This is a genomic window from Gaiella sp., assembly GCF_035558935.1.
GTDB lineage: Bacteria > Actinomycetota > Thermoleophilia > Gaiellales > Gaiellaceae > Gaiella.
This window is the reverse complement of the sequence record NZ_DATMBZ010000096.1, coordinates 21,694-38,734: the sequence shown is the minus strand read 5'-3', so window position 1 is coordinate 38,734 and position 17,041 is coordinate 21,694. Positions and strand designations below refer to the sequence as shown.

19 protein-coding genes are annotated in these 17,041 nt (G+C 72.6%); 16 read left to right on the top strand and 3 right to left on the bottom strand.

Annotation, left to right across the window (positions count from 1 at the left end):
* Positions 1–565 (top strand): diacylglycerol/lipid kinase family protein (locus VNM44_RS09495; protein WP_325625541.1); only part of this gene is annotated, 565 nt, incomplete at its 5' end.
* Here the strand turns inward: VNM44_RS09495 and VNM44_RS09490 are convergent.
* The gene (locus VNM44_RS09490) at positions 562–1,320 is read right to left on the bottom strand and encodes a FadR/GntR family transcriptional regulator (protein WP_325625539.1); all 759 of its coding nucleotides are present in this window, start codon (positions 1,318–1,320) and stop codon (positions 562–564) included. The two genes, VNM44_RS09495 and VNM44_RS09490, sit on opposite strands and share 4 nt — an antisense overlap.
* Before the next feature lie 252 nt (positions 1,321–1,572).
* Between VNM44_RS09490 and VNM44_RS09485 the strand changes: the two genes are divergently transcribed.
* Genes VNM44_RS09485 through VNM44_RS09440 form a run of 10 tightly spaced genes read left to right on the top strand, consistent with a single transcriptional unit; the run spans position 1,573 to position 11,291 of the window.
* A complete protein-coding gene (locus tag VNM44_RS09485) occupies positions 1,573–2,625 on the top strand; it encodes a thiamine pyrophosphate-dependent enzyme (RefSeq protein ID WP_325625537.1) in 1,053 nt (350 codons plus the stop codon).
* Positions 2,622–3,617 carry an alpha-ketoacid dehydrogenase subunit beta gene (locus VNM44_RS09480; protein ID WP_325625534.1) on the top strand — a complete coding sequence of 332 codons (996 nt, stop codon included), beginning with the start codon at positions 2,622–2,624 and terminating at the stop codon, positions 3,615–3,617. The genes VNM44_RS09485 and VNM44_RS09480 overlap by 4 nt, the downstream gene beginning before the upstream one ends.
* Before the next feature lie 33 nt (positions 3,618–3,650).
* Complete coding sequence (locus VNM44_RS09475) at positions 3,651–4,754, top strand: dihydrolipoamide acetyltransferase family protein (protein ID WP_325625530.1); 1,104 nt, start codon at positions 3,651–3,653, stop codon at positions 4,752–4,754.
* 42 nt (positions 4,755–4,796) lie between these two features.
* Positions 4,797–5,321 carry a CHRD domain-containing protein gene (locus VNM44_RS09470; protein ID WP_325625528.1) on the top strand — a complete coding sequence of 175 codons (525 nt, stop codon included), beginning with the start codon at positions 4,797–4,799 and terminating at the stop codon, positions 5,319–5,321.
* A gap of 55 nt (positions 5,322–5,376) precedes the next feature.
* A complete protein-coding gene (locus VNM44_RS09465) occupies positions 5,377–5,793 on the top strand; it encodes a hypothetical protein (RefSeq protein ID WP_325625523.1) in 417 nt (138 codons plus the stop codon).
* Positions 5,790–7,127: an alkaline phosphatase family protein gene (locus tag VNM44_RS09460; RefSeq protein ID WP_325625520.1), complete on the top strand. Its 1,338-nt coding sequence runs from the start codon at positions 5,790–5,792 to the stop codon at positions 7,125–7,127. The genes VNM44_RS09465 and VNM44_RS09460 overlap by 4 nt, the downstream gene beginning before the upstream one ends.
* A complete protein-coding gene (locus tag VNM44_RS09455; RefSeq protein ID WP_325625517.1) occupies positions 7,124–7,768 on the top strand; it encodes a protein-L-isoaspartate(D-aspartate) O-methyltransferase in 645 nt (214 codons plus the stop codon). The genes VNM44_RS09460 and VNM44_RS09455 overlap by 4 nt, the downstream gene beginning before the upstream one ends.
* Before the next feature lie 45 nt (positions 7,769–7,813).
* Positions 7,814–8,266 (top strand): GtrA family protein, encoded by a 453-nt coding sequence (locus VNM44_RS09450; protein WP_325625514.1) that lies wholly within the window; start codon positions 7,814–7,816, stop codon positions 8,264–8,266.
* Positions 8,267–8,309: 43 nt separating this feature from the next.
* Positions 8,310–10,052: a hypothetical protein gene (locus VNM44_RS09445; RefSeq protein WP_325625512.1), complete on the top strand. Its 1,743-nt coding sequence runs from the start codon at positions 8,310–8,312 to the stop codon at positions 10,050–10,052.
* Between the two features lie 48 nt (positions 10,053–10,100).
* Positions 10,101–11,291, top strand: coding sequence for a glycosyltransferase 87 family protein (locus VNM44_RS09440; protein ID WP_325625510.1), 1,191 nt, complete (start codon positions 10,101–10,103; stop codon positions 11,289–11,291).
* On the opposite strand, the gene VNM44_RS09435 is transcribed toward VNM44_RS09440, so the two are convergent.
* Both VNM44_RS09435 and VNM44_RS09430 read right to left on the bottom strand, forming a co-directional pair.
* Positions 11,221–12,009 carry a TIGR00282 family metallophosphoesterase gene (locus VNM44_RS09435; protein WP_325625506.1) on the bottom strand — a complete coding sequence of 263 codons (789 nt, stop codon included), beginning with the start codon at positions 12,007–12,009 and terminating at the stop codon, positions 11,221–11,223. The genes VNM44_RS09440 and VNM44_RS09435 overlap by 71 nt on opposite strands.
* A 9-nt stretch (positions 12,010–12,018) precedes the next feature.
* Positions 12,019–12,798: a hypothetical protein gene (locus VNM44_RS09430; RefSeq protein ID WP_325625504.1), complete on the bottom strand. Its 780-nt coding sequence runs from the start codon at positions 12,796–12,798 to the stop codon at positions 12,019–12,021.
* A gap of 74 nt (positions 12,799–12,872) precedes the next feature.
* Here VNM44_RS09430 and VNM44_RS09425 point away from each other — a divergent pair, with 74 nt between their 5' ends.
* Genes VNM44_RS09425 through VNM44_RS09405 form a run of 5 tightly spaced genes read left to right on the top strand, consistent with a single transcriptional unit; the run spans position 12,873 to position 17,008 of the window.
* Positions 12,873–14,072 carry an AI-2E family transporter gene (locus VNM44_RS09425; RefSeq protein ID WP_325625502.1) on the top strand — a complete coding sequence of 400 codons (1,200 nt, stop codon included), beginning with the start codon at positions 12,873–12,875 and terminating at the stop codon, positions 14,070–14,072.
* 9 nt (positions 14,073–14,081) lie between these two features.
* On the top strand, positions 14,082–15,038 hold the full coding sequence (hemB, locus tag VNM44_RS09420) for a porphobilinogen synthase (protein WP_325625500.1): 957 nt from the start codon (positions 14,082–14,084) through the stop codon (positions 15,036–15,038).
* Positions 15,029–16,291 carry a glutamate-1-semialdehyde 2,1-aminomutase gene (gene hemL / locus VNM44_RS09415; protein WP_325625497.1) on the top strand — a complete coding sequence of 421 codons (1,263 nt, stop codon included), beginning with the start codon at positions 15,029–15,031 and terminating at the stop codon, positions 16,289–16,291. Before hemB ends, hemL begins: the two co-directional genes overlap by 10 nt.
* Complete coding sequence (locus VNM44_RS09410) at positions 16,288–16,830, top strand: hypothetical protein (protein WP_325625494.1); 543 nt, start codon at positions 16,288–16,290, stop codon at positions 16,828–16,830. The genes hemL and VNM44_RS09410 overlap by 4 nt, the downstream gene beginning before the upstream one ends.
* 10 nt (positions 16,831–16,840) lie before the next feature.
* The gene (locus VNM44_RS09405; protein WP_325625492.1) at positions 16,841–17,008 is read left to right on the top strand and encodes a hypothetical protein; all 168 of its coding nucleotides are present in this window, start codon (positions 16,841–16,843) and stop codon (positions 17,006–17,008) included.
* Positions 17,009–17,041: the final 33 nt, after the last annotated feature.

The following is a 17,041-nucleotide window of genomic DNA, read 5'->3' as shown; positions in this document are numbered from 1 at the left end:
GGGAGCGACGCGGCGTATCGGGCTCGGCCGGGTCAACGGCCGGCGCTTCGCGTTCAACGCAGGCATCGGTTTCGACGCGGAGCTCGTTCGACGCATCGATGAGCAGGGTCGTGCCGACGACGGCCGCCGTCCCGGCGACGCAGCGTTCGTGCGGGCCGCGGTCGGCCTCGTCACCGCGCGGCGGGGCCGCTTCCCGCCGTCGCTCGAAATCGAAGGCGCTGGACGGGCGGCGTTCGCTCTCGTCGCGAACTGCGATCCCTACACCTACGCCGGCAAGGTCCCCATCCGAGTGTCGCGCGGTGCCTCGTTCGACCTGGGCCTCGACGTCGTCGCGCCCCGCGCGGTGAGCCCCGGTGGGATCCCGCGCCTCCTCGTCGAACTCCGCCGCGGCGCCGTCGGGCGTCCCGGCCTGACCGTCCTCCACGACATGGAGCGCGTCGTCGTTCGCTGCGACGAACCGATGCCGCTGCAGATCGACGGCGAAGACCTCGGCGACGTGGTCGAGGCGGTGTTCGAGTCGGAGCCGCGCGCGGTGGACGCTCTCGTGCCCGGCTCGGGCGGTTAGCCGGCGCGGCGGGCGCGCGGGCCGAAGAGGTCCGACCAGCGGCGTCCGATTCCCTTCGCGAACTGGGTCTCGAGCATGCGGAAGTGCTCGTCGAGCACCTGCTCGAGCGCGTCCCCGTCGTGCCGCCGCATCGCGTCGATCTGGCGGCGGTGGACCTCGAGCGTGCGACCGTCGTAGGCGACGCCGCCCGAGTACGCGTCCCGGATCGGCGAGAGCCCGCGTGCGACTCCACGCATCGCCGTCTGGATCGTCTCGTTGCGGCAGCTGCGCACGAGGGCGCGATGGAACATCGCGTCTGCGCGCATCACACTCGGTCGCTCCCCGAGATGCCGCTCGAGGAGCTCGATCGTCCGTTCGAGCTCCACGAGGTCGGCGGGCGTCGCCATGCGCATCGCCTCGTGGACGACGGCGCGCTCGAGGACGCGGCGCGCCCGAAGGACGTCGACGGCGGCCTCCTCCTCGAGCTTCACCGCCGTGAAGATCGCCACCGACGGAACGAGGTCGGTGACCACGAAGATCCCGCCCGACTTCCCGCGGCGCACCTCGACGAGGCCCGACAGCTCCAGGACGCGCAGCGCCTGGCGGAGCGTCGGCTTCGAGATTCCGAGCTGCTCGGCGAGCGCGCCCTCGTTGGGGAGCCGGTCGCCGGTGCGCAGGCCGGCGCGCTCGATCGCCTCGGTGAGATGCTCGATCGCAGCCTCGAACGTCCGTGTCGCACGGACGGGCTCGACCTCGAAGCTCGGTGCGGGTGGCATCGCGGCGCAGTCTCGCAGGGTTCGTGGGAGCGCGATGCGCAGGGCGAAGAACAGCCTCAGAGACTGTTTTCTGTCAACCCCGAAACGTGCCGAATGAATGCCGGTCGCTCCACAGGCTCGTTCTCCCTGCACGTACGAGCATCGATCTCGCTGTGCTTCGCGGAAGAGACGCGTCGGTTCGGGCCGACTTGACGGCACCCGTCTCTGAGACCGGCTTGACAGCAAAAGGGAAACGCTGTTTCACTTCATGTGATGGACGCCGTCGAACAGGGCCTTCGAAGGGTGATCGGCGACGGGAACGAGCCCGACCGACGGGTCGAGGGGCTCGACGACGACGCGCTCCTCGAGCTCCACCGCTCACTCGTCCTCCTTCGCACGTACGACGAGCGGTCCGTGGTCTACCACCGCCAGGGCCGGATCGGCACGTACGCCATCTACCGCGGGCACGAGGCGATCCAGGCCGGGCTCGTCCATGCGCTCGAGCGGCGCGACTGGATTTTCCCGAGCTACCGCGACTCGGCGATCGGGCTGCTCCGCGGGCTGCCGGCCGCGACGGTGCTCCAGTGGTGGCGCGGCCACCCGTCCGGCTGGTGGAACCCCGAGGACGTCAACGTCGCATCGATCTGCGTCCCGATCGCGACGCAGGTGCCGCATGCCGCAGGGCTCGCGTGGGGCCTCGCGCTCAAAGGCTCGGATGCCGTCGCCGCCGTCCTCTTCGGCGACGGCGCGACGTCCGAGGGGGCGTTCCACGAGGGGGCGAACATCGCAGCGGTCGTCAAGGCACCGCTCGTCCTCGTTTGCAACAACAACCAGTGGGCGATCTCGACGCCGCTCAGCGCGCAGACCGCAGCCGCACGGCTCGCCGACAAGGCGGTCGGGTACGGGATGCCCGGCCTCCGCGTCGACGGGCACGACGTGCTCTCGGTGTACGAGGCCGTGCGGGAAGGGGTCGCGCGCGCCCGCGCTGGCGAAGGCCCGACCTTCGTCGAGGCCGTCACGTACCGCTCGGCGCCGCATGCCACCGCCGACGACCCGAGCCTCTACATCGACCCCGACCGCGTGGCTGCGGAGCAGGAACGCGACTGCGTCGCGCTCTACGAGGCGTACCTGACCCGGCTCGGCCTGCTGGACGACGCACGCATCGACTCTGTTCGAGAGGAAGCGCTCGCGACCATGCGCGCGGCGATCCAGGCGGCCGAGGACGAAGCACCGCCCGACCCGGAGCTCGTCTTCTCGCACGCGTACGCGAATCCGCCCGCGTCGCTCGCGCACGACCTCGAGGAGCTCCGAAGGGTGCACGCGTGAGCGCGACCGCGGTGGCGACCCGCGAGCTTCTCCTCGTGGAGGCGGTCAACGACGCGCTGCACGTCGAGCTCGCCCGCGACGATTCGGTAATGGTGCTGGGCGAGGACGTGGGGCGCCTCGGCGGCGTCTTCCGGGCGACCAGCGGCCTCCGCGACGCCTTCGGCGCCAACAGGTGCGTCGACACGCCGCTCTCCGAGGCCGGGATCCTCGGCGCCGCGGTCGGGCTCTGCATGGCCGGCTGGCGGCCCGTCGTCGAGATGCAGTACGACGCCTTCTCCTACCCCTGCCTCGACCAGCTGATCAACCACGTCGGCCGCTACCGCTGGCGCACCGGCGGGACAATGGCGTTCCCGCTCGTCGTGCGGATGCCCTACGGCGGCGGCGTCCGCGCGCCGGAGCTCCACGACGACTCGCCCGAGACGTACTACGTCCACGCGCCGGGCGTCAAGGTCGCGGTCCCGGCCACGCCGGCAGACGCGAAGGGGCTGCTCGCCGCGGCGATCCGCGACCCGGACCCGGTCGTCGTGCTCGAGCCGAAGCTCGTCTACCGCACCGCGCGCGGCGCGGTCCCGGAGGGCGAGCACGTCGTCGAGCTCGGCAGGGCGCGGGTGGCACGGGAGGGCAGCGACGTCACGCTCGTCGCGTGGGGCGCGATGGTCGGCGTCTGCGAACGGGCGGCGGACGCGCTGGCCGCGGAGGTTTCGGCCGAGGTGCTCGACCTCCGCACGCTGAAGCCGCTCGACGAGGAGTCGCTCCTGGCGTCCGTGCGGAAGACGGGGAAGTGCGTCGTGGTGCAGGAGGCGCCGCGCACGTGCGGCTTCGCCTCCGAGGTGGCCGCTTTGCTCGCCGAGCGCGCGATCCTCGACCTCCACGGCCCGGTGCTCCGCGTCACGGGGTACGACGTGCCGTACCCGTACTGGCAGCTCGAGGACTGGTACATGCCGTCGGTCGAGCGCGTCAGCGATGCCGTGCGCCGCGTGCTCGCCTTCTAGCGGCGACCCGAGAACCGCACTACCCTCCCGGCCGTGGCGTACGAGTTCAAGCTGCCCGATCTGGGGGAGGGGCTCACCGAGGGCGAGATCGCGCGCTGGCTCGTCGAGGAGGGCGACCGGGTCGACGAGGATCAGCCGCTCGTCGAGATCCAGACGGACAAGACGACGGTCGAGATCCCCTCGCCGCGGGCGGGAACGGTGCTCAAGATCCTCGTCGCAGAAGGCGACGTCGCGCCGGTCGGGGCAGTCCTCGTCGTGATCGGGGAGGAGGGCGAGCAGCTCCTGCGCGCGGTCGAGCCCGACGAGCAGCGCGGCGAGGCTGCGAGCGAACCGATCGTCGCCGTCGTTCCCGCCGACCCGACCGCCGCCGTCAGAGCAACACCGGCGGTGCGACAGCTCGCGAAGGAGCTCGGCGTCGAGCTCGTCGGGCTGCGCGGCAGCGGGCCCGGCGGCCGGATCGTCGAGGACGACGTGCGCGCAGCAGCGGGGGCGAGCGCGGGCAGGCGGGTCCCCGTCCGCGGCATCCGCCGTGCGATCGTCGAACAGGTGACCCGCACCCACCGCGAGGTCCCGGCCGTCACCTTCGTCGAGGAATGCGACTTCAGCGGGGTCGACCTCGCGCTCCTCGTGCCGCTCGCGATTCACGCCTCGGCCTCGGCGCTCGGCCGGTTCCCGGAGCTCAACGCCCGGCTCGAGGGAGACGAGATCGTGCTGCTCGAGCGCGTCGACGTCGGCGTCGCGGTGCAGACGGACGGCGGGCTGGTCGTCCCCGTCGTCCGCGGCTGCGAGCGCCGCCCGGTGGAAGAGATCGCCGTGGAGGTCGCGCGGCTCGCGGACGCGGCAAGGTCAGGCAAGCTCGCGGCCGAGGAGCTGCGCGACTCGACGTTCACGGTCACGAGCGCGGGCAAGCTCGGCGGTCTCTTCGTGACGCCGCTCGTCAATCATCCCGAGGTCGCGATCCTCGGGCTCCACCGAATCGCGCAGCGGCCGGTCGTCCGCGACGGCGCCGTCGTCGTCCGGCCGGTCGGCAACGTCTCGGTCAGCTTCGACCACCGCGTCGTCGACGGCGCGCGGGCGGCGGCCTTCTGCCTCGACGTGATCACGCAGCTGCAATCCGGCGGCGACCCGCCCGCGTAGTACCGGTCGTATCGACGCCCTACGACCGTAAAGGGGAGAACAATGCGAGGGAGGCTGCTCCTCGGAGTCTTCGTGCTCGGCCTCGTCGCCATCGGCGTCGCCGCCGCCGGGCTCAACCGGAACTGGAGCGATCACGCGAACGGCTCGCAGGAGGTCCCGCCGAGGGACACGCAGGGCCAGGCGCAGGCGATCTTCCACCTCTCGAAGGACGGAGATTCGCTCGAGTACAAGCTGATCGCCTCGAACATCGACAACGTCTTCATGTCGCACATCCACATGGAGGCGCCGGGCGTCAACGGCCCGATCGTCGTCTGGCTCTACCCCTCGACGACACCCGTCCCCGGCCCCTTCGGCGCCGGCCGCACGAACGGTGTGCTCGCCGAAGGGACCATCACCGCCGCGAACCTCGTCGGGCCGCTCGCGGGCCATCCGCTCGCCGATCTCGTCACGGCGATGAGCACGGGGCACGCGTACGTGAACCTGCACACGAACGACGGTGTCGACGGGACCAACACCGGCGCCGGTGACTTCCCCGGCGGCGAGATCCGCGCCGACATCACGACCTGACCGAGGGGCCCCCGGGAGTACGGGGCGGCCACGGCTGCCCCGTACAATCCGGCGCGTGGGCGATTGGTACGAGATCGGGATCACGCTCGGGCTCGGCGTGGCGGCCGGCCTGTTGCTCGCCGGGCTCTTCGCAGCGTGGCGCTACGGGCTCCTCACGTCGGTGCTCGGCGCGCTCGCGGTCGGCGCACTCGCCGGGCTGCTCGTCAAGGGGTGGATCGGGCTCCCCGGCGCCCTGATCGGCGGGGTGATCGGCGCCGTGTCCGCGTCGCTGATCGCCCGCGGCGCGCTGCGTCGCGGCGGCACCCCTGGCGGCACGGCGTTCCTCGTCGGGAGCGCCTCGATCGCGGTCGCGCTCCTCGCCCTGATCCCGGTCGTTGGGTACGTCATCGCAGTGCTCGTGCCCGCGGCGGCCGCGAGACAGGCCCGGCGCGAGCCCGAGCGCCATGCGGGGCTCCGCACGCTCGCCAAGTGAAGGGCCCCGCGAAGCTCGTCCTCGTCGTGATCGACGGGCTCACGCCGACGATGCTCGAGGCCTCGCTCGGCACCTCGTCGACGCCGGCGCTGACGGCGCTTGCCGAGCGCGCGACGCTCGGCCGGGCGACCAGCACGTTCCCTTCTCTCACGCCGGTCTGCCTCTCGTCGATCGCGACCGGCGCACACCCCGACGTCCACGAGATCCCGCACCTCGTCTGGTGGCATCGCGGCGAAGGACGGCTCGTGGAGTACGGGTCATCGTTCGGCGCCGCGCGCGCGGCGGGCCTTGGCCGTGCGCTCCGCGACACCCTCGTCGGGATGAACGCCGAGCATCTCGGTCGGAGCGCTGTGACGGTCTTCGAGGCGCTCGCCGACGCCGGGATCCGGACTGCGTCGGTCAACTTCACCGCGTATCGCGGCCGGACGCGCCACCGGCCGACGGTCCCGTTCCTCGGCCCGGTGCTCGGCCCCGAGCGGTTCTTCTTCTACAACCTCTTCCAGAGCGAGCGCACCGGCGCGCCGCTGTCCTTCCGCAACCGTGCGGCGGGAACGATCGACGCCTACGCCGCCGCGGTCGGGCGCTGGCTCGTGACGCGCGACGGCTTCGACTTCATGCTGCTCTATCTCTCCGACTACGACTACGCCTCGCACGCGTCCGGGCCCGATGCGGCGGAGGCGGTGCTCGCGCGCAGCGACGAGGCGATCGGCGACCTCGTGCGCGCCGCCGGAGGCGTGGACGAGTTCCTCACGCGGTATGCGCTGATCGTGATGTCCGACCACGGCCAGACGTCGGTCCGCGACGTCGCCCGGCTCGGCGACCGGTTCCGGCACGATGCCGACACGCTCGTCGCGGCCTCGAACCGCGCCGCGCACGTCTACCGGCTCGGCCCGCGCGCGCCTGGGGCGAGAGCGCTCGCGGAGCGCCTCGACGGCGAGCCGTCGGTGGACGTCGCGCTGTTCCGCGAGGACGGCGTCGTGGTCGCCCGTCGCGACGGAGCCGAGCTCCGCCTCGACGGGGCGGTGCTCGAGGGCGACTCCGCCGTGCTCGACCATCCGGACGCCGTCGCGCGAGCGGCCGCGGCGCTTCGCTGCGTCAACGCCGGCGACGTGGTCGTCTCCGCCGCGGAGACCTGGGAGTTCGAGGACCTCGGCGGCCGCCACCATCGCGGCGGGGGCTCGCACGGGTCGCTCGTCGCGGGCGACTCGCTGGTGCCGATGCTGACCGCCGGTCTCGCGGGGAGCCCGCCCCGGAGCATCGTCGACGTCGCGCCGGCGATCCTCGGGCACTTCGGCGTCGAGGCGCCCGGGTACGCGCTACGGCGCGCGGCGTGACGCACGTGGCCGGCACGGAGCACGATCCGCGTCGCGCGGGCATGGTCGAGCGGCAGCTGCGGCGACGGGGGATCTCGGACGAGCGCGTGCTCGCCGCGATGGCCCGCGTGCCGCGCGAGGCCTTCGTGCCCCCCGAGCTCGCGGGCGTCGCGTACGACGACGCGGCGCTGCCGATCGGCGAGGCTCAGACGATCTCGCAACCCTTCATCGTGGCGACGATGTGCGAGCTGCTCGAGCTCGAGGGCAGCGAGCACGTGCTGGACGTCGGCACCGGCTCGGGCTACGCCGCGGCCGTCCTCGACGAGCTCGCGGGGAGCGTCGTCTCGATCGAGCGGATTCCCGCGCTCGCCGCGCGAGCGCGGCGCGCGCTCGAGCTGACCGGGCACCGTCGCGTCGAGCTTCGCGTGGGCGACGGCAGTCTCGGCGTCGCGGACCGCGCGCCCTTCGACGCGATCGCAGTCGCCGCCGCGACCGACCGCGTGCCGCCGGCGCTGCTCGAGCAGCTCATACTCGGAGGGAGGATGGTGCTCCCCCGCGGCGGGCGACGTGGGCAGCGCCTCGTGCGGATCGTGCAGACCGCCGGCGGCCCCGTCGAGACCGCATCCCTCGCCTGCCGCTTCGTTCCCCTTGTGGAGGGTTGAGAAAGCCACTGCGAGCCGGGGCGCCCGCTACGCTCGCCCGGCGACATGGACGAGGGAACGGTGACGACGCCACGCGAGCTGCCGCGCGGCCGCGTGGACGCGGCGCTCCGGCACCGTGGCAACTGGGAGCAGCTCGTCAAGTTCTGCGTCGTCGGCGCGACGGGCTACGTCGTCAACTTGATCGTCTACACGTTGCTGCTCGAGGGAGCGGGCTTCCACTACGTGCCGGCCGCGATCGGATCGTTCCTCGTCGCCGTCACCAACAACTACGTCTGGAACCGCCTCTGGACGTTCCGCGGCCAGCGCGGCCACGTCGTCTTCCAGGGGCTCCGCTTCCTCGTCGTCTCGACCATCGCGCTCGGCGCGAACCTCCTCGTCCTGCACGCTCTCGTCCAGGCCGGCCTCGGCGAGGTCGTGTCGCAGGCGCTCGCGATCATGCTCGTCACGCCGGTCAACTTCGTCGGCAACAAGCTGTGGTCGTTCCGGCACCGCCGCTGATCGGCGACCAGTGCATGCGCTGAGGCGGCGGCGGCGCGGCGGCGTGGCCGCCGTTCTCGCAGTGCTCCTGTGCCTCCTGCTCGCGCACGCGGCGAGCGCCGCGAGCCCCACCGCCGTTGGCCCGGTCTACGACGCCGAGGGCAGGCTGGTCGAGACGCCCTTCGCACCCTCCGCCGCCAAGCCGCGGCTTACGGAGGACGCAGTCGTCGGCCTGTTCCTGCAGTACCCGAAGGTCTCCGCCTGGCTCGACCGCTACCCGCCCCGGCCCCAGACCGACGCGACGTTCGACCGCCGCACACGGACCTGGACCGTCCACGTCTGGTCGGGCGACGCCGGCGAGGTTGCGACCGGCGTCGTCTCGGACACCTCCGGGTCGGTGACCGAGGCCTGGACCGGGCCCCAGGTGGCCTGGAAGATGGCACGCGGGCGCCCCGGTGCGTTCGGGGGCAAGCTGCTCACCTCGTGGCCCGTCTGGCTCGGGCTCTCGGCGCTCTTCCTGATCGGGCTCGTCGACGTCCGCCGCCCGCTGACGGTGCGGACGCTCGACCTGCTCGTCCTGCTCTCCTTCGGCGTCTCGCTCGCGTTCTTCAACCGCGGCCAGGTGGTCCAGAGTGCCGCGCTCGCGACGCCGCCGCTCGTCTACCTCGCGGTGCGCACCGCGTGGATCGGCTTCCGGCCGCGCTCACGGCCGGGCGTCGGCCTGCCGCGCTGGCCCGTCTGGGCGCTCGCCGCGGCGACGCTCTTCCTCGTCGGCTTCCGCGTCGGCCTCAACGTGGACAACGAGCGGACGGTGATCGACGTCGGCTACGCGGGCGTGATCGGCGCCGACCGCATCCTCGACGGTCGCGCCCCGTACGGGGCGATGCCGGTCGAGGACGACCGCAGGCCCTGCGGCCCGGCCGGAGCGGACGGCGAGATCCGCGAGCGGATCCAGTCGAACGGCCGCTGCGAGTCCGCCAACCCGCGCGGCGACACGTACGGGCCTGTCGCCTACCTCGCGTACGTCCCCGCCGTCCTCGTCTTCGGCTGGAGCGGCAAGTGGGACGAGCTCCCAGCGGCGCATACGACCGCCATCGCCTTCGACCTCCTCGCCCTGGCCGGTCTCGTGCTCGTCGGCCGGCGTCACGGCGGGCCGCGGCTCGCCGCCGCGCTCGCGTTCGGGTGGGCGGCCTATCCCTTCACGGCCTACGCGCTCATGTCGAACACGAACGACGCGATCATGCCCGCGATCCTCGTGTGGGGCTTCTGGCTCGCATCCTCGCCCGTCGCTCGTGGCACGGCCTGCGCGCTCGCCGCGTGGACGAAGTTCGCCGCCCTGATCGTGGCGCCACTCTGGCTCACCTACCGCTCGGGGCTACGCCCGTCGCACCTCGCCCGCTTCGCCGGAGCGTTCCTCGCCGCGACCGCTCTCGCGTTCTCGATCCTTCTCCTCGACCCCTCTCTCAGCGGGGCGCTGCACCGGTTCTGGGACCGGACGCTCGCCTTCCAGCTCGAGCGGGACTCGCCGTTCTCGATCTGGGACTGGGGGCAGTACCACGCCGCGGGGATCCCGGACCTCGCGTCGCTCCAGACGGTCGTCCAGCTCGGGGTCATCGTCCTCGCCGGCGTTGCGGCGGCCGTGCCGCGGGACAAGCAGCCGCTCGAGCTCGCCGCGCTCACCGCCGCGCTCCTGCTCTCGTTCGAGCTCGCGCTGACGCACTGGTCGTACCTCTACCTTCCCTGGGTGCTGCCGTTCGTGCTGCTCGCGCTCTTCCTGCCTCGGACGCGCCCCGTCGTGGAGCCGTAGCTGAGCCGCCGGCCCCCCACGGACGCGGTCCTTGCGAGCGCGGTGTTCGTGACGGTGGCCGTCGCCGCGACTGTCGCCTGGCAGGTCTCCGGTCACGCGGTCACGGACATCCCGCTCTACCACGCCTACGGCGAACGGCTCGCCGGCGGGCTCGTCCCGTACCGCGACTTCGAGTTCGAGTACCCGCCGGGAGCGCTGCCGGCGCTCGTCCTGCCGGCGCTCGTGAGCGACTCGCTCTCGGGATACCGCGTCGTGTTCGCCGCCGAGATGGCGGTCGCGGGCGCGATCGGCGTGCTGTTGCTCGCCGCCGGGCTGCGGCGGCTCGGACGGGCGCGTGACGATCGGCGGACCACGCTCGCCGTCGTCGCCGTGCTGCCCGCGTTCCTCGGCGGCGTCATCCTCACCCGCTTCGACCTCGTGCCCGCCGCGCTCGTGGCCGGAGCTCTCGTGCTGCTGATCGGGGGGAGGCTGCGCGCAGCGGCAGTCGTCGTGGGGCTCGGCATCGCCGTGAAGCTCTACCCGGCGGTGCTCCTCCCTCTTCTCGGAGTCGTGGCCTGGCGGAAGGGAGGACGACGCGAGCTCACCGTCGTCGTCGCGCTCTCCCTCGCACCGGTTGCCGTCGCCTACCTGCCCTTCCTGCTCGTCGGCCCGGACGGCGTGCTCGACTCGCTCGGACGCCAGCTCGGCCGGCCGCTCCAGATCGAGAGCGTGGGCGCCGGCGTCCTCCTCGCGCTGCACCAGGCCGCAGGGATCGACCTCGAATGGGCGTCGGGAAGCGGCTCGCAGAACCTGCGCGGCACGGGCGCCGACGCGCTCGCCGTCCTCCAGGGGATCGCCCAGGCCGCAGCGCTCGCGCTCGTGTGGGTCTCGTTCGCCCGGGGCCCCGCGACCGTCGAGCGGCTCGTCCGACACGCGGCCGCGTCGGTCGTCGCCTTCGTCGCCCTGAGCAAGGTGCTCTCGCCCCAGTTCCTCGTCTGGCTCGTTCTCCTCGTGCCGCTCGTCGGCGGCATCCGCAGCCGCGCCGCACTCTGGCTCACGGCGCTCGCGTGCGCGCTCACGGCGCTGTGGTTCCCCGCCCGCTACTGGGAGCTCGTGAAGGAGTTCGACCCGCTGTCGTCGTGGGCCGTCCTCGCCCGCGGGCTCACGCTGCTCGCCCTGCTCGCCACCCTCATGTGGCCGGCCAGGGAGCCCGAACCGGCTCGATCGCGCTCGCCCGCCCCGTCTCCGGGTCGCACGTGACGAGCGCGCCTTCGAGCCGCACGCCCGCGGACGCCGTCTCGAACCGGACCGGCATCCCGGTTCGCATCCGCCTGATCGCGAGGCCCGTTTCGACGCCGATCACGGAGTCGTGCGGGCCGGTCATCCCGACGTCGGTCAGCGCGGCCGTTCCCCCGGGAAGGATTCGCGCGTCGGCGGTCTGGACGTGCGTGTGCGTCCCGAGCACGGCCGTCGCGCGGCCGTCGAGCCACGCGGCGAGGGCGACCTTCTCGCTCGTCGCCTCGGCGTGCACGTCGACGACGACGACGGGCGTCGTCGCACGGGCTTCCTCGACGAGCTCGTCGACGATCTCCCACATGCTGTGCGCCGGCTCGAGGAAGAGCGAGCCGAGCAGGTTGACGACGGCGACCAAGGTGCCCTGCCGCCCCTCGACCACGGTCAGCCCGCGGCCGGGCGCGGAGACCTGGAAGTTCGCCGGGCGCACGATCTTCGGAGACGAGGCGAGGTACGGCCCGATCTCCTCGCGCCTCCAGGCGTGGTTGCCGAGGGTGAGCGCGTCGGCTCCGGCGGCGAGCAGCCGCTCGGCGAGGCGCGGCGTGATCCCGACGCCGTTTGCGACGTTCTCGCCGTTGACGATGCACGCGTCGACGTCGAGCCGCTCGCGGAGGCCCGGAAGCAGAGCCTCGACCGCGTCGCGCCCCGGCCGTCCGACGACGTCGCCGACGAAGAGGATCCGCACGCGGCGAGCCTAGGGCAGCGATCCGGGCGAGGGGTAGACCGCGATCGAGACGTTGTTGCCGCCCTCCGGCGCGTGCGCGGCGAGCGCCTGCTTTTCGACCGAGGCGATGTCGACCGCGGTGCCGAGCTTCGAGGTCGCCGCGAGCACGGGAGTGCCGACGACGATCGCGGGATCGGGCCGGACGTTCTCGACGGACACCATCACCGACGGCGCCTCCGACGGGCGTAGGTCGATGCGGCTGCCGACGCGCTTGCCGCCGATCACGAGATCCGAGACGGCGATCACCGATCCCTTGACGGGTGCGTAGACGTCGGTGCCGGGCGCGGTCCCGACGTCGAGGACGTTCGTTCCCGCTGGGCCGCCCTCGAGCTGATACCAGCGCGGCGACTGGCGTCCGTTCCCCGCGATCCGCCGCCAGAGCCGCGCGAGGAGGCCCTCGTTCGCCTGGCGGCCGACCGGCTGGAGCGAGAGCGAGCCGTCGCCCGAGCCGTGGAAGCCGATCGCCGTGAGCGCCCCGGCCGCGACGGGCAGCTGCACACGCAGGTTGCCGATCGACGCGAGTACCTGTGGCCGCGGGCGGACGGCGGCCGCGTCGGCCGAGGACACGGTCTCGATCGCGATCGGCGCCGCCACGTTGGAAGAGCCGCTCGAGCCGAACGCCGTGAAGAGGAGCGTCACCAGGCCCAGGACACCGAGCACCGAGAGCACCACGAGCCGCCGCGCGCGCCGTTGAGCGCGGCGTCTGCGATCGCGGAGACGCGCGGCTTGCCGGGAGCGCGGCGAGGCCATCGGCGCCACGGTAGCGCACACTGCAGCGGGTTTCCGGCGCTGTGGGCGGGGCGCGAGGGGGCTACGATCGCTGCGTGACGGCGCCACCGACGATCCGGATCCCGCGGTGGATCCAGCTCGTCGGCCTTCCGGTGCTCCTGCTGCTCGGATTCCTGGTCGCCGAGGCGCTCGGGCACGTCATCTTCCTCTTCCTGACGGCCGCGGTGATCGCGTTCACTCTCAACCCGCTCGTTCGCGACCTCACCCGGCTCCGCCTTCCCCGCGGCGTCGCGGTCGCAGTCGTCTCGGTGATCTTCGCGACGGCGTTCATCGCGCTCCTCGTCGCGCTCGGCACGGTCGTCGTGTCGGAGACCCGCTCGGCGGCGGACCGGATCGACGCGTACCTCACCGAGGAGAACCCGGCCAGCGGGAAGACGGGGGCGGAGATCGACGTCGACCGCCTGCAGCAGTGGCTCGACACGCATGGGCTCGAGGGAGTCAAGCTCGAGCAGCAGCTCAACGACCTGACGGACTCGATCGGCGCCGGCGACGTGTCGAAGTACGCCCAGGACGCGATCTCGTTCGCCCAGGGCGCCGCCAAGTCGGTGATCCTCTTTGTCTTTTCGGTCATCCTCGTCGTCGTCATCTCGATCTACATGCTGCTCGACATGCCGCGACTCGAGGCGTCGATCGACCGGCGTTTCCCACCCCACGGCGGCCTCCCACTCACCCAGCGGATCGAGCGCGCCCTCTGGGGCTACGTGAAGGGCCAGGCGATCCTCTCGATCGTGATCGGCACGAGTGCCGGCGTCGGCATGTGGATCCTCGGCACGACCGGGCTCGTCGAGGGCGCGGAACGCTATGCGCTGCTGTTCGGCCTCTGGACGGCGTTCGTCGAGGTGATCCCGTACATCGGCCCCTGGCTCTCGGCCGTCCCGCCCGCGATCTACGCGCTCGTGGTCGACCCGATCGGCGTGCTCTGGGTCGCGGCGCTCTTCGTCTTCATCTACCAGATCGAAGGCCACGTGGTCGTCCCGAACGTGATGGCGAGCGCCCTCCGCCTCCACCCGCTGCTCGTGATCTTCGGGCTGCTGGCGGGAGGGGCGCTGTACGGCATCCCGGGCGTCCTCGTCGCGCTGCCGACGATGGCCGCGGGCCGCGCGGTCTGGGAGTTCTTCGGGGAGCGGATCGACCTCGAGTCCTGGGAGGAGCCCACGACCCGGCCGGTCGCCGTGGAGGTCGACGTGGGCCAGTCCGACACGCCGGAGCCGCCCCGCGCGGTCTCCGGGTCGTAGGCTTGGGCGATGAGCGCGTTTCCCACCACCCGTCTGCGGCGGCTGCGGCGCACCGACTCCCTGCGCGCGCTCGTCCGCGAGACCGCGCTGTCGCTCGACGACGTCGTGATGCCGCTCTTCGCCTGCCCGGGCGAGGGCGTCGTGCGGCCGGTCGAAGGCCTGCCTGCGATCGCGCAGCGGTCGGTCGACGAGCTCGTCCGCGAGGCGGGCGCCCTCGCCTCGGCCGGGGTTCGAGCCGTCCTCCTGTTCGGCATCCCGGAGGAGAAGGACGACGAGGGCTCGGGCGCATGGGACGCCGACGGGATCGTCCAGCGGGCGCTCCGGGCCCTCAGGGCCGAGGCCCCCGGCCTGACGTTGCTGACGGACGTCTGCCTCTGCGAGTACACGGACCACGGCCACTGCGGCGTGCTCGAGGGCGACACGGTCGCGAACGACGAGACGATCGAGCTGCTCGCACGGACGGCGGTGAGCCATGTCGAGGCGGGAGCCGACGCCGTGTGCCCGAGCGACATGATGGACGGTCGCGTGGGCGCGATCCGGGAAGTGCTCCCCGAGACGCCGATCGTCTCCTACGCGGCGAAGTACGCCTCCGCCTTCTACGGTCCCTTCCGCGAGGTCGCGGAGTCCACGCCCGCGTTCGGCGACCGTCGCGGCTACCAGATGGATCCGGCCAACGTCCGCGAGGCGCTCCGTGAGTGCGCGCTCGACCTCGACGAGGGCGCCGACGTCGTGATGGTGAAGCCCGCGCTGCCGTACCTCGACGTGATCCGCACCGTGCGCGAGCGGTTCGACTGCCCCGTGTGGGCGTATCAGGTCTCGGGCGAGTACGCGATGGTCCGCGCCGCCGTCGCCGCCGGCCATCTCGAGGAGCCGCGGGCGGCGCTCGAGACGCTCACCGCGATCAAGCGGGCGGGCGCGGGGACGATCGTCACGTACTGGGCCGGAGACCTCGCGCGGTGGCTCTGACGACGCGGTCGGACCTCTGGCGGCGAGCCACGAGATTGATTCCGGGCGGCGTCGACTCGCCCGTTCGCGCGATGCGCGCGGTCGGCCTCGACGAGCCCGTCTTCGTGCGGCGGGGCGAGGGTGGCTGGATCGAGGACGTCAACGGCAACCGCTACGTCGACTGGGTGCAGTCCTGGGGGCCGCTGATCTTCGGGCACGCCGACCCCGAGACGCTCGCCGCGGTCGAAGATGCGGCCGCGCGGGGAACGACGTTCGGCGCGCCGACCGAGGCCGAGGTCGAGCTCGCGGCCGAGATCGTCGACGCCGTGCCCTCGGTCGAGATGGTGCGGCTCGTCTCCTCGGGGACAGAGGCCTCGATGAGCGCGCTCCGGCTCGCGCGGGCGGCGACACGGCGCGACCGCGTGATCAAGTTCGCCGGCTGCTACCACGGCCATGTCGACGCGCTCCTCGCGAGCGCCGGCTCCGGAGTGATGACCCTCGGGATCCCGTCGACACCCGGCGTCCCCACCGCGGTCACGGCGGACACGATCGTCTGCTCGTTCAACGACGTCGACGGCGTCGCCGCGGCCTGCGAGCGCTACGGCGAGGGCCTCGCGGCGATCCTCGTCGAGCCCGTCGCGGGGAACATGGGGTGCGTCCCGCCCGCACCCGGCTTCCTCGAGGCGCTCCGCATGCTCGCCGACGCGACGGGCGCGTTGCTCGTCTTCGACGAGGTGATGACCGGGTTCCGGGTCGCCCGCGGCGGGGCGCAGGAGCGCTACGGCGTGATACCCGACCTCACGATCCTCGGCAAGATCGTCGGCGGCGGGCTCCCCGCGGCGGCGTTCGGGGGGCGTGCCGACCTGATGGAGCAGCTCGCGCCCGTCGGGTCCGTCTACCAGGCCGGGACGCTCGCCGGGAACCCACTCGCGACGGCAGCGGGGATCTCGGTCCTCCGCCGTCTGCGCGACGGGAGCGTGTACGACGAGCTCGAGCGGCTCGGAGCACGGCTCGAGGCGGGCCTCGCTCCGTTCGGCACCGTCCAGCGAGTCGGGGGCATGTTGACGCTGTTCTGCGCCGACGGCCCGGTGCGGAACTACGACGACGCGGCGGCCGCCGACACCGAGCGGTTCGGGGTGCTCTTTCGGCATCTGCTCGCTGAAGGCGTCTACGTGCCGCCGTCGCAGTTCGAATGCCTCTTCCCGTCGACCGCCCACACCGACGAGGACGTCGACCGGACGGTTGCGGCAGTCGAGGCGTTCGCCCGGCCGTGAGCGCCGTCGCTTCGGACGCGCTGTTCGACGCGATCGCGGAAGGGGCGGCGCGCGAGAGCACGCTCTGGGCCGAGGCCTTGCTCGGGCCGGCGACGCGCGAGCCGCTTCCCGTGTTCTCCCCGCTCCTCTCCGAGCCGCGCTTCGCGCTCGGGATCGAGACCATCTACGAGGGCTATCTCCTCCACTACGGGCGCGCGCGCCTGTTCGCGCCGGCGGACGACGACATCGCGCTCCTCCTCGGTGACGCACTTCTCGCGCACGGGCTCGTCCGGATCGCGGAGACGGGCTCGACAACTGCCGTGGGCGATGTCGCGGCGCTGCTCTCGCTCTGCGCGCAAGCCCGCGCGGACGGCCTGGACGGCGACGGCGCCGCCTGGGCGGCGACGGCGGCGCTCCTCGGGCGCGGCGGCCTAGATGTGGCCCGCTCGTCGCTGCGGGACGAACGCGACCACGGGCCGCTCGAGCGCCTCGCACGTACGACCGCGGGCGACGCGCCGGTCGACGTCGCGCTTGCCGCGCACGCGGCTCGGCTCGTATAGCATCGCCGCGATGCTCGCCGCGCTCTGGTTCCTGGCGGATGCCGCCGAGGAGGGCAAGGACGTCGTCCTCATGATGCTCGCCGTCGGGCTCGTCTTCCTCGCGACGATCGGCCTTGGCGAGCTGTGGCACTACGTCGGTGCGAAACGCCGACGTGCGAAGCTCGACCGCCCGCTCTAGCAGCAGGTCCGCTCTGGACATCGCCCCGGCGCG